Raw genomic sequence first — 14,312 nt, 5'->3', positions numbered from 1 at the left:
GGGCTCGCGGTGGCCGCCGCGGCGCTGGCGGCCACCGGGACCGGGGCGCTCGGTCCCGCGGGAGCCCAGGAGCGGGCCGCGCCCTCGCCGCAGGGCACCCGAGGACAGGCCGTCGAACTGGTGTCGGCGCCCGTGCGGATCGCGGACGCGGGCGCGGTACGTCTGCTGCGCCCAGGCGACCGGGTCGATGTCATCGCGACGGCGGAGGGCGCGGCCGCACGGGTGGTCGCGGCGCGGGCACGGGTCGTGGAGCTCCCCGAGACAGGCGGCGAGGAGCCCGCCGAGGCCTCTGCGGGCCAGTCGCTCCCTTCGGGCCCGTCAGTCCCTTCAGTCCCGTCGGCTCAGGGCGGCGCGTTAGTCGTCCTGTCCGTGCCACGGCCCACCGCGACGCGGCTGGCGGGCGCGGGGGCCACGACGCGGCTGGCGGTGACACTGTGCTGACCCTCACCCGCGTCCGTGGCCGTGGCCGTGGCCGTGGCCATGCTCATCGCCGTACATGTGTGCCGCCCCCTCACCTGTTCGTGTGTGCTGATTGGACGCTGCTCGGCCGCACCGGGCCTAATGGCACGGCCAACAGCAGATCCGAAGAAAGGCTCCGTGGTGAGCGAGCAGCAGAAGCCCAGCGTCCTGGACGGCTTCAAGGCATTTCTGACCCGTGGGAACGTGGTCGACCTAGCGGTCGCGGTGGTCATCGGTGCCGCGTTCACCAACATCGTGAACTCCGTGGTGAAGGGGGTCATCAACCCCATCGTCGGCGCCTTCGGCACGCAGGACCTCGACAACTACACCTCCTGCCTCAAGGGGCCGTGCAGGGTGGACGGGGAGTCGGGCGAGGTCGCGACCGGCATCCTGATCATGTGGGGCTCGGTCCTCAGCGCGACGCTGAGCTTCCTGATCACCGCCGCGGTCGTCTACTTCCTGATGGTGCTGCCCATGGCCAAGTACCTGGCCAAGGCGGAGGCGCGCCGGAAGGCCAAGGAGGGCGTGCACGAGACCATCGAGGTCACCGAGCTCGAGGTGCTCAAGGAGATCAGGGACAACCTGGTCGCCCAGCGCGGTGCCACGGCGGGCGCGGGTTCCGGCAACGGCACGGTCCCCGGTCAGAACGTCTAGCGCCGGTCAGGGTTTCCGAACCTCCGGAGGCACGCGGAGGTTCAGAGGTTCAGAGGTGGTGCGGCGGCTTCTCGTCGAGGAAGCGTGCCAGGTCGGCGGCGCTGTCGTCGCCCCCGGCGGCGGGCCGCTCGCCCCACCCGCGGTCCGTGTCGTCCGACGCCTGCTGGTCCAGCGGGTCGTCGAAGACCAGCGCGGGCTTCGGCTCGGCAGCCGTCTTGGCGTCATGCGGTGCGGGGTCGGGGGCGGTGCTCATATCCCCAGCGTACGTGTCCGCCGGGCGGGCGCGGCGGTGTCAGTCGCGGTGGTGGTCACGGTCTCGGTGGCCAACCGGCGTGATACGCATGGGCCATGGACTCGCCGAGCACCGACTCACTGGGCACTGACCACCCGCTGGGCACTGACTCGCTAACCGACGTGCGGGGGCTGCGGGTCGGGCACGCCACCCGCGACGGTGACGGGTGGCTGACCGGCACCACCGTCGTGCTCGCGCCGGAGGGCGGCGCTGTGGCGGCCGTCGACGTACGCGGCGGCGGGCCCGGCACCCGTGAGACCGATGCCCTGGACCCGCGCAACCTGGTCCAGCGCGTCGACGCCGTCGTGCTGACCGGCGGCAGCGCGTACGGACTGGACGCGGCGTCCGGGGTGATGGCGTGGCTGGAGGAGCAGGGGCGCGGCTTCCCGGTGGGCGGTCCCGGACAGGTGGTGCCGGTGGTACCCGCGGCCTGTGTCTTCGACCTCGGCAGGGGCGGTGACTGGCGGGCCCGCCCGGACGCGGCCCTGGGCCGGGAGGCCGCCGAGCGGGCGTCCGCGGAGGTCGCCCAGGGCAGCGTGGGCGCGGGCGCCGGGGCGGTCGCCGGTGGTCTGAAGGGCGGCGTCGGCACCGCCAGCGTCCGGCTGTCGTCGGGCCATACGGTGAGCGCCCTGGTGGTGGTCAACGCGATGGGCGCGGTGGCCGATCCGGCGACGGGGGTGCTGTACGGGCGTTACGGCGACGGCCGTGTCGCCTACCCCCCGGATGACCTGCACGCCCAGGCTCAGTCCCGCCTGGCGGCGGCCCGTGCCGAGACGGAACGCCGCTGGGCCAGGGCGGCGGGCGAGGCCGTGGGCGGCGAGGCGGCGGCGTTCGGCCAGGCGCCGTTGAACACCACCCTCGCCGTGGTCGCCACCGACGCCGACCTCACCCGCGCCCAGGCGCAGAAGCTCGCGGGAACGGCGCACGACGGGCTGGCGCGCGCCGTGCGGCCGGTCCATCTGCTGCACGACGGTGACACGGTCTTCACCCTGGCTACCGGCGAACGAGCGCTGCCCGAAGGGCAGCTGGCGGCCGTCACCGCCGTGAACGCGGTGCTGGCCGCGGGGGCGGACACGGTGACCCGCGCCATCGTGAAGGCCGTGGAGGCCGCCGAGACGGTGGACGCGCCGGGCGGCGTCTTCCCCGCGTACCGGAACCTGTACCGGGATCTGTACCGGAACCCGGACCAGGACGGCCACCAGGATTCCCGCCAGGGCTGACGCTGGCGGGAACCCCCCGGTCGTTCCCGTACGTTTTCCCGAATCCAGGGCACGATGTCCGACCCAGGCACTACGGTGAGCGGTCACAAGGTGACATGCAGCGACGCAGCGACACCAGGAGACCCCGTGAGCGTTCCGCACCAGCCACCCGAGGAGCGTATCCACACGCTCCTGGGACGCGCCCTGAACTCCTTCGAGCTGCCCGACGAGACGATACGGCGCCTCGACTCGGCACTCGCGTACGACAGTTCGCTGCATTCCGCGTACCACAGCGCGGGGCTGTACCACGAGATACACCGACACACCTTCCTGCTCGCCGACGGCGACGCCCTCACCCTCTGGGAGCTCGCCCATAACAACACCCCGGACCGCGGTCGGCAGCACGAGCTCTACGCGGAGGAGGAAGAGGCCCGAACGGCGGCCTCCCGGCTGCCGTTCAGCGGCGGCCCCGACCCGCTGGAAGACACCCCGCCCGCCTCGGACCCGCTCCCCCCGGAGATCGTTCGGCTCGTCGCCGAGTACGCGGCCCTACCGAAGCGCGCGTACGTCACCGAGGGCTCGGCCGACCACGCCAGGCGGCTGCTGCGCCGCGCGGAGAACGCCGACCGCCCCGACGAGCGCACCGCGCGCCTGGTGCGTACGGCGCTGGCCCACGAGATCACCCAGTCCTTCCGCGGCCCCTGCTGGGACGACGCGGCGGGCTTCGGCTTCGGCTTCGCGCTGTACGAGCACGTGTTCCTGCTGCACGACGGCCGCGAGCTCAGCCTCTGGGAGGCCGAGCACACCGCGACCCCGGACGGGCGGCACATGTGCGAGGTGTACCTGAGCGAGGAGGCCGCGCTCACGGCGATGCAACGCCGCTCGACCCAGCCCAGCTGACGCGCGACGGCCCCAGGCCCAGGATCTGTCCGGCGGATCAGGCCCTAGGGCCGGTCGGGGCCCAGTCGGCGGATCAGGGCGGTGAAGGCGTCTCGCTCGGCGGCGGTGAGTCGCACGCCGCCGACGGGGCGACGCTGCCGTGGGATGGCGACAAGCGGCTCGGGCTTGGGGCGACGCTTGGGCTCGTGACCGAACATACCGGCCAGTAGACAACACGCACCGACGCTTCCGACACCCCCCGTAAAAGGACTTTGATCCCGAAGTGACGCATCTCGCATGATTGCTGACGCAGCCGACGCATGCGCCAAAGGCCGAGGACCCCACCCGGTGCAGGGGGTGGGGTCCTCGGCGTCAGGCGGCGGCCGTCACGGGCTGCTCCCCCGCGGCCCGCGTGCCACCGGTGTCAGCCACGCCATCGGCCACGCCCTTCGGATCCGTCGCGCCCCGTGAAACCGCCGGGTCCGAGCCCGCGGGAGCGGACTTCCGCGCGCCCTTGAGCAGAATGACCAGCGCGGCCGAGACACCGACTCCCGCGGCGACCGCCACCAGGTACAGCAGCGGCTGTCCGATCAGCGGGACCACGAAGACACCGCCGTGCGGAGCCCGCAGCGTCGCTCCGAAGCCCATCGACAGGGCGCCGGTGACCGCGCCGCCCGCCATCGAGGCGGGAATGACCCGCAGCGGGTCGGCCGCGGCGAACGGGATCGCGCCCTCGGTGATGAAGGACGCGCCCAGCACCCAGGCCGCCTTGCCGTTCTCCCGCTCCGCCTTGGTGAAGAGCTTCCCGCGCACGGTCGTGGCCAGGGCCATCGCCAGCGGCGGGACCATGCCCGCGCCCATCACCGCGGCCATCACCTTGAGGTTGCCGTCCGTGGCGTTCGCGCCGAGCCCGCCGATGGCGAAGGTGTACGCGACCTTGTTCAGCGGGCCGCCGAGGTCGAAGCACATCATCAGGCCGAGGATCACCCCGAGGATGATCGCGTTGGCCCCGTTCAGCCCCTCAAGCCAGTCGGTCAGCGCACCCTGCAGCGAGGCGATCGGCTTGCCGACCACCAGGAACATCAGGAAGCCGACCACGATCGACGAGAGCAGCGGAATGACGACCACCGGCATGATGCCGCGCAACACCGCGGGAATGCGCAGCCGCTGAATCCCCATCACCGTCGCACCGGCGATCAGACCCGCGGCCAGACCGCCGAGGAACCCGGCGTTGATGGTCACGGCCACCGCGCCGCCGACGAAGCCGGGCACAAGCCCCGGCCGGTCCGCCATTCCGTACGCGATGTAACCGGCCAGGACCGGCACCAGGAAGCTGAACGCCAGCCCGCCGACCTGGAAGAACAGCGCGGCCCAGCTGTCGACCTGGCCCCAGGCGAAGTGCTCGGCGACCGAGGGCGCCTCGTTGATCTCGTAGCCGCCGATCGCGAAGCCGAGGGCGATCAGCAGGCCGCCCGCCGCGACGAACGGCACCATGTAACTCACGCCGGACATCAGCCACTTGCGCAGCTTGGCGCCGTACCCGTCGCCGCTCTCACCGGCCGCCTCGACCGGGGACGGCTTGCCCGCGGCGGTGGTCTCGCCGCGCTCGGCCTTGCCGCGCACCTCGGCGATCAGCTCGGCCGGGCGGTTGATGCCCGCCTTGACGCCGACGTCGACGGTGGGCTTCCCGGCGAAGCGTTCCTTGTCCCGTACGGGGACGTCGTGCGCGAGGATCACGGCGTCGGCGGCGGCGATCACGGCCGGGTCGAGCCGGGTGAACCCGGCGGAGCCCTGCGTCTCCACGGCCACCTCGACCCCGGCGTCCTGCCCGGCGCTCTCCAGCGACTCGGCGGCCATGTAGGTGTGCGCGATGCCGGTGGGGCAGGAAGTGACGGCGACGATACGGAACGGTCCGGCGAGCCCGCCGGACTCGGCAGGCTCGCCAGAACCGGCAGGGCCCCCGGCCCTGACTCCGGCTCCGGCCCCGGCTCCGGCCCCAACCCCGGCCTCACCTTCGGTCCTCGCGCCCTCGGCCTCCGCGCCTCCTGCTCCCGCGCCCCCTGTCTCCGCTGCCTCCGCGTCCTCGTCGCCGCGGATCAGCGCCGCGGTCCGCGCCGCGTCGTCCGCCGCGCGCAGCGCCGAGGTGAAGTCCGCGTCCATCAGACGGCGGGCCAGTGAGGAGAGGATCGTCAGGTGGGCGTCGTCCGCGCCCGCCGGAGCGGCGATCAGGAAGATCAAGTCGGCCGGTCCGTCCGGCGCTCCGAAGTCGATGCCCCGAGCGCTGCGCCCGAAGGCCAGCGTGGGCTCGGCGACATGCGCGCTGCGGCAGTGCGGGATGCCGATGCCGCCGTCGAGGCCGGTCGGCATCTGGGCCTCACGGGCGGCGACGTCGGCGAGGAAGCCGTCCAGATCGGTCACCCGGCCCTGGGCTGCCATCCGTTCGGCGAGCGAACGGGCCGCCGCTTCCTTGGTGTCGGCGGACAGGTCGAGGTCGACCAGTTCCGCGGTGATCATCTCGCTCATCGCGGGCTCCTTCGCTCACATGCGCAGATAACGGGGACAGGGGCGGAGATAGAGACAGGGGCCGGGATAGGGACAGAGGCGGGACCGGGGGCGGGGATACGGGTCATGCCACGGGCTCCGCGAGGACGCGGTCCAAGGGGACGTCGGCCGCCACGGTGACGGCCGCCGGGTCGAGGTCGGCGGGCGTGGGCATCGCGCTGCCGGGCAGCTGGACCGCCGCGGCGCCGTGCGCCACGGCCGACGCGAGCGCGTCAGGCCCCGCGCCACCGGCCACCAGGAACCCGGCCAGCGAGGCGTCGCCCGCGCCGACGTTGCTGCGTACGACGTCGACGGGGGCGCTGGCGAAGTGCGCGCCCGTCGCGTCGACCAGCAGCTGCCCGTCGGCGCCGAGGCTCGCGAGTACCGCGTGGGCGCCCGCGTCACGCAGCTCCGCGGCGGCCTTGACGGCATCGCCGACGGTGGTGAGCGGGCGGCCGACGGCCTCCGCGAGCTCCTCCGCGTTCGGCTTGACGACGTCGGGGCGCTCGGCGAGCGCGGCGAGCAGCGAGGGTCCCGAGGTGTCCAGGGCGATCCGTGCCCCGGCCGCGTGGGCGCGGCGCACCAGTTCCGCGTACCAGGAGGGTGCGAGGCCGCGCGGCAGGCTGCCGCAGCAGGCGATCCAGTCGGCTCCGCCCTGCTGGGCCGCTCGTTCGCGTACCACGGTGAGCAGCAGCTCGGCCTCGGCCGCGGTGAGTTCCGGGCCCGCGGCGTTGATCTTCGTGAGGGTGCCGTCGGGTTCGGCGACCGCGATGTTGGAGCGGGTCTGTCCGATGACGGGCACCGGGGCGACCTCGATGCCCTGCTCGGCGAGCAGTTGGGCGACCAGCTCGCCGGGGGCACCGCCGAGCGGCAGCACGGCCAGGGTCCGCTGTCCGGTCGCGGCGACCGCCCGCGAGACGTTGACCCCCTTGCCGCCCGGATCCATCCGGTCGCCGGTGGCCCGGTTGACCTCGCCGCGGTCCAGCGCGGGCACCTCGTAGGTGCGGTCGAGGGACGGGTTCGGGGTGACGGTGAGGATCATGCGCGTGCTGCTTTCGGTTCGGTGCGCGGGCGCTGACGGGGGTTCACGGGGGCGGCCGGGGGTTCACGGGGGCGGCTGGGGGTTCACGGGGGCGGCTGGGGGTTCACGGGGGCGGCTGGGGGCTGACAGGGGTTCATACGCGGACCACCTCGGTGCCGCCGCGCTCGATCTCGGCGGCGTCGGCGGGGCCGAGTCCGGTGTCGGTGATCAGCAGGTCCACATCGCCGAGGTCGCCGAAGCGCGCGAAGTGCTCCTGGCCGTGCTTGCCGGAGTCGGCGAGCAGCACGACCCGGCGCGCGGCGGCGACGGCCGCGCGCTTGACGGCGGCCTCCGCGAGGTCGGGGGTGGTCAGCCCGCTGTCGGCCGAGAAGCCGTTCGTGGCGAGGAAGACGACATCGGCACGGAGCTCGGCATAGGCGCGCAGCGCCCAGGCGTCGACGGCCGCGCGCGTACGGTGTCTGACCCGGCCGCCGACCAGGTGCAGCTGGACGCCGGGGTGGTCGGCGAGCCGGGACGCGACCGGCAGGGCGTGGGTGACGACTGTGAGTCCCGAGTCGAGCGGGAGCTCGGCGGCCAGCCGGGCCACCGTCGTACCGGCGTCGAGGATGACGCTGCCCTCGGACGGGAGCTCGGCGAGCGCGGCGCGCGCGATGCGGTCCTTCTGGTCGGCGGCGGTGGACTCGCGCTCGGCGAGGTCGGGCTCGAAGTCGAGCCGCCCGGCCGGGATGGCGCCGCCGTGTACGCGGCGGACGAGTCCGGCGCGGTCCAGCGCCTTCAGGTCGCGCCGGATGGTCTCGGCGGTGACCTGGAACTCCTCCGCCAGGGACAGCACGTCGACCCGGCCGCCGTCGCGGGCGAGGCGGAGGATCTCCTGCTGTCGCTCCGGTGCGTACATGTCTGTTTGCCTCTGCTTTCATGCCCGAACCTGCGGTTCCCGCCTCAGGTTACGCCCGCGTTCTCGCGAAGTAAACAGATCCGGGCAGAGTTCGGGCACAAACAGACAGCAGCGGCGGCGAACGGCGGTGCGGGCTCAGGCCGTGGCCCGCCCGAGCCGCGCCCCCAGACCCCGCACATGCGCGACCAGTTCCGCCGCCCCGTGCACCGTGAACTCCACATCCGCCAGGGCGAGCCGCAGCGCCACCCACTCGACGGAGTCGGTGACCGTGGCACGCAGTCGGCACCCCGAGCCCTCCGGCTCCGGCGTGCCGAGCCGTGGCGAGAGCCGCGCCGCGACGGCGGAGGCGGGCGCGGCGAAGGACACGTCGATGTCCAGCTCCGGCGCTCGCCGCCACACGGTCCGCCGCATGAACTCCGCCGCGTCCCCCGTGGGAACCTCCCGCGGCGCGAACCGCGCCCCGGTGGCGAACGGCTCCGTCACGCGGTCGACGCGGAACGTCCGCCAGTCCTCGCGCGTCATGTCGTACGCGACGAGGTACCACCGCCGCCCGGTGGACACCAGCCGGTACGGCTCGACCAGGCGGCGTGTCTCGGCCCCGTCCCCCGCGCGGTAGTGGAAGCGCAGCTTCTCCTGCCCGCTGGCCGCGGAGGCCAGCACCGTCAGCGTCTCCGGTGCGACTCTCGCCCCGTCCCCGCTGACCAGCGGCGCCGTGGCCGCCTGCAGGGTCTGCACCCGGTGCCGCAGCCGCGACGGCAGCACCTGCTCCAGCTTCGCGAGGGCGCGTACGGAGGCCTCCTCCAGGCCCTCGACCGCGTGCCCCGCCCCGGCCCGCAGGCCGACCGCGATCGCCACCGCCTCCTCGTCGTCGAGTACGAGCGGCGGCATGGCCTTGCCCGCGACCAGCCGGTAGCCGCCCTCGGCGCCCAGGGTGGCCTGCACCGGGTAGCCGAGTTCCCGCAGCCGGTCGACATCGCGGCGGACCGTGCGGCGCGAGACGTTCAGCCGCTCGGCGAGTTCGCCGCCGGGCCACTCGCGCGGGGTCTGGAGGAGGGAGAGGAGTTGGAGCAGCCGTCCCGGAGTGTCCGTTCCTGATCCTGTCGTCGTCATGGAAAACATGATGCGCGCGAATGAGGACACAACCTGACCTATATAGCTCCTAGCTTTGTCGTATGACCTCACAGAGCACCGCAGAACCCGTGCCCGCTCCCGCGGCACCCACAGCGGACCGGCGCCGCTGGTTCGCCCTGGCGATCGTGATGACCGCGGCCTTCATGGACCTGGTCGACGTCACGATCGTCAACATCGCCCTCCCGACGATCCGGCAGAACGAAGGCGCGTCGGACAGCCAGCTGCAGTGGATCACCGCGGGCTACGCGCTCGCGTTCGCGGCCGGACTGATCACCGGCGGACGCCTTGGCGACATCTACGGCCGCAAGCGGCTGTTCCTCACCGGCATCGCGGGCTTCACGCTCGCCTCCGCGCTCTGCGGGTTCGCGGCGAACCCGGAGATGCTGGTCGCGTCCCGGCTGCTTCAGGGCGGCATGGCGGCGCTGATGGTGCCGCAGGTGCTGTCGATCGTGCACGCCACCTTCCCGGCCCATGAGCGCGGCAAGGTCTTCGGCATGTTCGGCGCGGTCGTCGGTCTCGGCGCGGTCTCCGGGCCGCTGCTCGGCGCGCTGCTCACCCAGTGGAACCTGTTCGGCCTCGAATGGCGCCCGATCTTCCTCATCAACCTGCCGGTGGGCATCGCCGGGCTGCTGCTCGGCAGCCGGTTCATCACCGAGTCCAAGGCCCCGAAGGCGCTCCGGCTCGACCTGGTCGGCGTCGCCCTGGTGACGGTCGCGCTGCTGATGCTGCTCTACCCGCTCACCGAGGGGCGCGCGCTGGGCTGGCCGCTGTGGGGGTACGTGTCGATGGGCGGCGCACTCGTGGTCTTCGCGGTCCTGGCGGCGTACGAGCGGAAGAAGACCCGGCGTGACGGGTCGCCGCTGATCGAGCTGTCGCTGTTCCGGGTCAAGAGCTTCGCGGCCGGGATCGCGGTGCAGCTCGGCTTCGGGATCGTCTGCGGCATCTTCTTCCTGGTCTGGACGCTGTATATGCAGATCGGGCTCGGCTGGAGCGTGCTGCGGGCCGGGCTGACCGGCGTCCCGTTCTCGATCGCGGTGTCGCTCGCCGCGGGCGTCTCCGTGGAGAAGCTGGTGCCCCGCTTCGGGCGCAAGGTGCTCCAGGCGGGCGCGCTGACCATGGCCGCCGGGCTGCTGCTGTACTTCTGGGCGGCCGGGCGCTACGGCATGGAGATCAGCTCCTGGCAGATGGCGACGCCGCTGGTGGTGATGGGCCTGGGGATGGGCCTGATCGTGGCCCCGCTGACCGACGCGGTGCTGTCCGACGTGCCCAAGGAGCACTCGGGCTCCGCGTCCGGCCTGATCAACACCACGCTGCAGATGGGCAACGCGCTGGGGCTCGGCCTGGTGTCGGTGGTCTTCTTCCGGGTGATCGACGGGGCGACGCCCGGCGCGACGGGCCTGGGCCCGGTGTTCGTGGACGCGTTCCAGAACGCGCTGGGCTGGGTCGCCGTAGTGCTCGGCGCGATCTTCCTGCTGATGTTCGCGTTCCCGGCCCGCCCGAAGCAGCACGTCGAGGGCGCGGAGCCCACCGCCTCCGAGGGCGCGGACGCGAAGCCCACCGCCGCGCAGCCCTCCGCCTCCGAGGCCCCCGACGCGAAGGCCCCCGCGACGCCCGCCGATCCCGCCGAGCCCTTGGTCCCCGCGCCCTGAGCTTCCCCCGGCCTCAGCCGCCCCACTCCGTGCCCGGACCGCTCCAGACTGACGCTTCTGGAGCGGTCCGGGCATGGCGGCATCGCCGCCCGCCGAGCTGTGACCAGCCGGGCCGGTGCGTCAGAAAGTGGGGGTGTCCGGTGCGGTGTAGCAGCGGATGGCCCTGATGGAGGACTTGTCGCGGCCCTTGAAGCGCCATTCCTTCGTGACGGTCGCCGTCAGGGGGCCCCGCTCGCCGGGGCCGTCACGGCGCGCGGCCAGCGACGCCCCGTCCTCCGTGATCTTCTCTCCGGTTTTCAGGTCGGTGACCTCGATGCGCGCGGTGTTGTCGCCTCCGGCCACGACCACCCCGCTGTCCCAGGCCACACACGTCCCATAGCCGTTGTCACGCTTGTCGTCGTGGTCCGCCAGTTCGGGGTACTGGAGGTAGTCCAGGTACCGGAGTTCATCGACGCCTACGAGAGCCAGGGCCTCCAGGGACCATCTGGTCATCGTGGTCATCTCGATTCGGACGAGTTCCTGGCGCTGGTCCCTGCCGGGGAGTTTGCCGTTCCACAGCTGTTCCCAGGACACCGCGGCGATGGGGTCGCCGGCGTCTTCGTCAAACCGGTCGAGGCGCATGTTCTTGCGGGCTTGGTGGACGGCCCCTCGCTGGCACAGCAACGATCGGGCCAGGGTACGGATCTGGGGAGCGTCAAGCGGCTCGGACTCGGTGCTTTTGACATGGATCGCGTGAGGGTCACCGCTGCGCACCACGTAGAACGCCTCACGGGAGTGCTTCGACGCGGGGTTCGTGGTCCCTCGCAGCAGCAGGCCGGAATGGTCACATGCCCCGATGCTCTGGCCTTGCGTCCCGATCCGAGAAGTGAAGCTTGGGTCGTAGGTCCGCAGGGGCTCGGTGACCCCGTCCTTGACGGTGACCGGCCGCCAGGCGTAGCTCTCTCCGTCGAAACCCGCGACGCTCACCTTCGGCAGGCTCGCGGGCAGGAGGAGCCGCAGGTCCTTCCGTGGGCGACTGCCCGTCCCGCGCCCGGATGGGTTGAGTACCAGAGGTGCGGACTTCGTCGCATAACCCGTGTAGGTGGAGAGTTCTCGCACCTTGCCGCTGCTCTCTCCACCCCGGTCTTCGTAGCGGAAGAGCACTCCCCGACCGGAAATCTCGCCTCTGAGGAGCACGGTGGGCCTCTCGTCCGCCACGGTCCCGGCGAAGAGGACTTCGGGTTTGCCGCGCGGCCTCAGCGTGTTGGAACGGGCTCTCGCATCGAAATCCTTGGCGGCCCCGCTGCGGGCGAGGAAGGCTCGCGTCGCGGCCCGCAGCAGCTCCTTGTCGTCCTTGAGGTCACCGCGGGTGGGCCAGGGGTCCCCCTTGGCTTCGGACACCATGGCCGGGTCGGTGTCCTCGAACGCGAGCCGATGCCCCTGCAGGGCCTCGCTGATCCCCCAGCCGCCCAGCATCCCGACGCCCAGACAGAGAGTCACCGCCGTCGCTACCGCGCTGCGCTGGCGCCGAGCCAGTGCGGCACGTATACCCCGTATACCAGCAACGCCCATCCTGCTGCTCCCCCCTGTGACCCGCGCAAAACGGCCAGCATAGCCAGTCCGTGATCGGGCGTGCCGGACAGTGTCGATCACGATGTCCCTCGACCGGCCGCCGGTGAGGGAGCGGGCGCAGGCGGTGTGGGCCAAGCGTGGCGCCGGAAGCACTGTGGGCGACGGCGGTGGCGGGCGTCCGCCGGGGCGGCGGGTTACGCCGCCGCGTCGAACCCCGTGTCGCGGGCCAGCTTCTTCAGTTCCAGCAGGGCGTGCTTCTCGATCTGGCGGATGCGCTCACGGGTGAGGCCGTGCTCCTTGCCGACCTCGGTGAGCGTCCGCTCCCGGCCGTCCATGATGCCGTACCGCATCTTGATGATGGACGCCGTACGGTGGTCGAGCCTGCCGAGCAGGTCCTCCAGCTCCTCGCTGCGCAGCAGCGTCAGCACGGACTGCTCGGGCGAGATCGCCGAGGTGTCCTCCAGCAGGTCGCCGAACTGGGTGTCGCCGTCGTCGTCCACCGACATGTTCAGCGAGACCGGGTCACGCGCCCAGTCCAGGACGTCCCCGACCCGCTCCGGGGTGGTCGACAGCTCCGCCGCTATCTCGGTGTGCTCCGGGTCGCGTCCGTGCTCGCGGTTGAACTCGCGCTGGATGCGGCGGATCCGGCCGAGCTCCTCCACCAGGTGGACGGGGAGCCGGATGGTCCGGGACTGGTCGGCTATCGAGCGGGTGATCGCCTGGCGGATCCACCAGGTCGCGTACGTCGAGAACTTGAACCCCTTGCGGTAGTCGAACTTCTCGACCGCGCGCACCAGGCCCGCGTTCCCCTCCTGGATCAGGTCGAGCAGCGGCAGGCCGCTGCGCGGGTAGCGCCGGGCGACCGCGACGACCAGGCGCAGATTGGAGCGGATGAAGACGTCCTTGGCGCGGTCGCTGTCGGCGACCAGCGCCGCCAGCTCCTCGCGGGTCGCCCCGTCGGCGGCGGCGCCCGGCTCCTCCACCGTGCCGTCCAGGATCTTGCTCGCGTACACCCCTGCCTCGATGACCTGGGAAAGCTCGACCTCCTTGGCGGCGTCGAGCAGCGGTGTGCGGGCGATCTCGTCCAGATACATGCCGACCAGGTCGCGGTCGGCGATCTCGCCGCCACCGGCGCGAACACTGCTTGCCGCACCGGTCTCGCCGGTGGCGGCGGCGGACTTACGGCGGGCGACGGCACGGGTTGCCATGCGTGCTCCCTTGTCATCAGAGGATCAGCTGTGGGCAAAGGCACACCCTGCCGGGTGCCCTGCGTCCGATGGAAACAACGACTGGAATCCGGACAGAATTCCCAAGCCGTCCGACAATTTTCGCGATCATGCAGTACCCTGCGTCTCCACTCCGGGAGGGAAGATGCCGCAGATACCTACAGAGGTGCAGGTCAGGCCGGGAAGCGAGGGTGACCTCGCGCCCCTCACCGACATCTACAACCACTACGTGCGTGAGACGGCCATCACCTTCGACACGGACCCGTTCGCGCCGCACGAGCGGCTGCCGTGGCTGCGCTCTCACCCTGAAGACGGCCCGCACCGTCTCCTGGTTGCCCAGGACGTCCCGAGTTCCCGCGTCCTGGGGTACGCGACCAGCAGCGCGTTCCGGCCGAAGCCCGCGTACGCGACGTCCGTGGAGGCCAGTGTCTACCTGGCCCCGGACGTCGGCGGGCGCGGCATCGGCAGCCTGCTCTACAAGGCGCTTTTCGAGGTCCTGGCGGGCGAGGACCTGCACCGCGTGTACGCGGGCGTCGCGCTGCCCAATGAGGCCTCGGTGCGGCTGCACGAGCGCTTCGGCTTCAGCCATGTCGGCACGTACCGCGAGGTGGGCCGCAAGTTCGGCCGCTACTGGGACGTGGCCTGGTACGAGAAGCCCCTCGACGGCGCGCGGGTAGCGGGCTGAAACGGTCCTGCCTCACCCCTCTGGGTGAACCGAACGCAGATCCGGCCCCGCCCGCTCACGCGGGCTCCCTACGGTGCCGTTGCCGCTTGTGCCGCAAGCGCGCCCGCGC

The 14,312-nt window shown here is 72.1% G+C and carries 14 protein-coding genes; 6 read left to right on the top strand and 8 right to left on the bottom strand.

What is annotated here, in order from left to right:
• Both ACX6XY_RS24595 and ACX6XY_RS24590 read left to right on the top strand, forming a co-directional pair.
• Positions 1–441, top strand: a 441-nt coding sequence (locus ACX6XY_RS24595) for a hypothetical protein (protein WP_460334802.1), incomplete at its 5' end; no start/stop codon positions are given.
• 120 nt (positions 442–561) lie between these two features.
• Positions 562–1,113: a large conductance mechanosensitive channel protein MscL gene (locus tag ACX6XY_RS24590; RefSeq protein WP_460334799.1), complete on the top strand. Its 552-nt coding sequence runs from the start codon at positions 562–564 to the stop codon at positions 1,111–1,113.
• Positions 1,114–1,162: 49 nt separating this feature from the next.
• Here the strand turns inward: ACX6XY_RS24590 and ACX6XY_RS24585 are convergent, their stop codons facing one another.
• Positions 1,163–1,366 (bottom strand): hypothetical protein, encoded by a 204-nt coding sequence (locus ACX6XY_RS24585; protein WP_460334796.1) that lies wholly within the window; start codon positions 1,364–1,366, stop codon positions 1,163–1,165.
• 95 nt (positions 1,367–1,461) lie between these two features.
• On the opposite strand from ACX6XY_RS24585, the gene ACX6XY_RS24580 reads away from it, so the two are divergent.
• Complete coding sequence (locus ACX6XY_RS24580) at positions 1,462–2,625, top strand: P1 family peptidase (protein ID WP_460334793.1); 1,164 nt, start codon at positions 1,462–1,464, stop codon at positions 2,623–2,625.
• A gap of 126 nt (positions 2,626–2,751) precedes the next feature.
• The gene (locus ACX6XY_RS24575; protein WP_460334790.1) at positions 2,752–3,504 is read left to right on the top strand and encodes a DUF6227 family protein; all 753 of its coding nucleotides are present in this window, start codon (positions 2,752–2,754) and stop codon (positions 3,502–3,504) included.
• A gap of 44 nt (positions 3,505–3,548) precedes the next feature.
• Here ACX6XY_RS24575 and ACX6XY_RS24570 read toward each other — a convergent pair whose 3' ends face one another.
• The 5 genes from ACX6XY_RS24570 to ACX6XY_RS24550 form a co-directional block, all read right to left on the bottom strand.
• A complete protein-coding gene (locus ACX6XY_RS24570) occupies positions 3,549–3,701 on the bottom strand; it encodes a hypothetical protein (protein WP_460334788.1) in 153 nt (50 codons plus the stop codon).
• A 154-nt stretch (positions 3,702–3,855) separates the two neighbouring features.
• Positions 3,856–6,006 (bottom strand): PTS fructose transporter subunit IIABC, encoded by a 2,151-nt coding sequence (locus ACX6XY_RS24565; protein WP_460334785.1) that lies wholly within the window; start codon positions 6,004–6,006, stop codon positions 3,856–3,858.
• Between the two features lie 103 nt (positions 6,007–6,109).
• The gene (gene pfkB, locus ACX6XY_RS24560) at positions 6,110–7,066 is read right to left on the bottom strand and encodes a 1-phosphofructokinase (protein ID WP_460334782.1); all 957 of its coding nucleotides are present in this window, start codon (positions 7,064–7,066) and stop codon (positions 6,110–6,112) included.
• Between the two features lie 133 nt (positions 7,067–7,199).
• Positions 7,200–7,961: a DeoR/GlpR family DNA-binding transcription regulator gene (locus ACX6XY_RS24555; RefSeq protein WP_460334779.1), complete on the bottom strand. Its 762-nt coding sequence runs from the start codon at positions 7,959–7,961 to the stop codon at positions 7,200–7,202.
• A gap of 135 nt (positions 7,962–8,096) precedes the next feature.
• Positions 8,097–9,071 (bottom strand): helix-turn-helix transcriptional regulator, encoded by a 975-nt coding sequence (locus ACX6XY_RS24550; RefSeq protein WP_460334777.1) that lies wholly within the window; start codon positions 9,069–9,071, stop codon positions 8,097–8,099.
• Between the two features lie 62 nt (positions 9,072–9,133).
• Between ACX6XY_RS24550 and ACX6XY_RS24545 the strand changes: the two genes are divergently transcribed.
• Positions 9,134–10,741: an MFS transporter gene (locus ACX6XY_RS24545; protein ID WP_460334774.1), complete on the top strand. Its 1,608-nt coding sequence runs from the start codon at positions 9,134–9,136 to the stop codon at positions 10,739–10,741.
• 120 nt (positions 10,742–10,861) lie between these two features.
• On the opposite strand, the gene ACX6XY_RS24540 is transcribed toward ACX6XY_RS24545, so the two are convergent.
• Together ACX6XY_RS24540 and ACX6XY_RS24535 are read right to left on the bottom strand one after the other, a co-directional pair.
• Entirely contained in the window at positions 10,862–12,220 is a 1,359-nt protein-coding gene (locus ACX6XY_RS24540) for a hypothetical protein (protein ID WP_460334771.1), read from the bottom strand.
• Between the two features lie 266 nt (positions 12,221–12,486).
• Positions 12,487–13,500 carry a sigma-70 family RNA polymerase sigma factor gene (locus tag ACX6XY_RS24535; RefSeq protein WP_460334768.1) on the bottom strand — a complete coding sequence of 338 codons (1,014 nt, stop codon included), beginning with the start codon at positions 13,498–13,500 and terminating at the stop codon, positions 12,487–12,489.
• A gap of 163 nt (positions 13,501–13,663) precedes the next feature.
• Here ACX6XY_RS24535 and ACX6XY_RS24530 point away from each other — a divergent pair, with 163 nt between their 5' ends.
• A complete protein-coding gene (locus ACX6XY_RS24530) occupies positions 13,664–14,203 on the top strand; it encodes a GNAT family N-acetyltransferase (protein WP_460334765.1) in 540 nt (179 codons plus the stop codon).
• The last annotated feature ends 109 nt before the right edge of the window (positions 14,204–14,312 follow it).

It is taken from the genome of Streptomyces sp. O3, assembly GCF_054788135.1.
The sequence above is the reverse complement of the archived record's forward strand: the minus strand, read 5'-3'. Positions and strand labels throughout refer to the sequence as shown.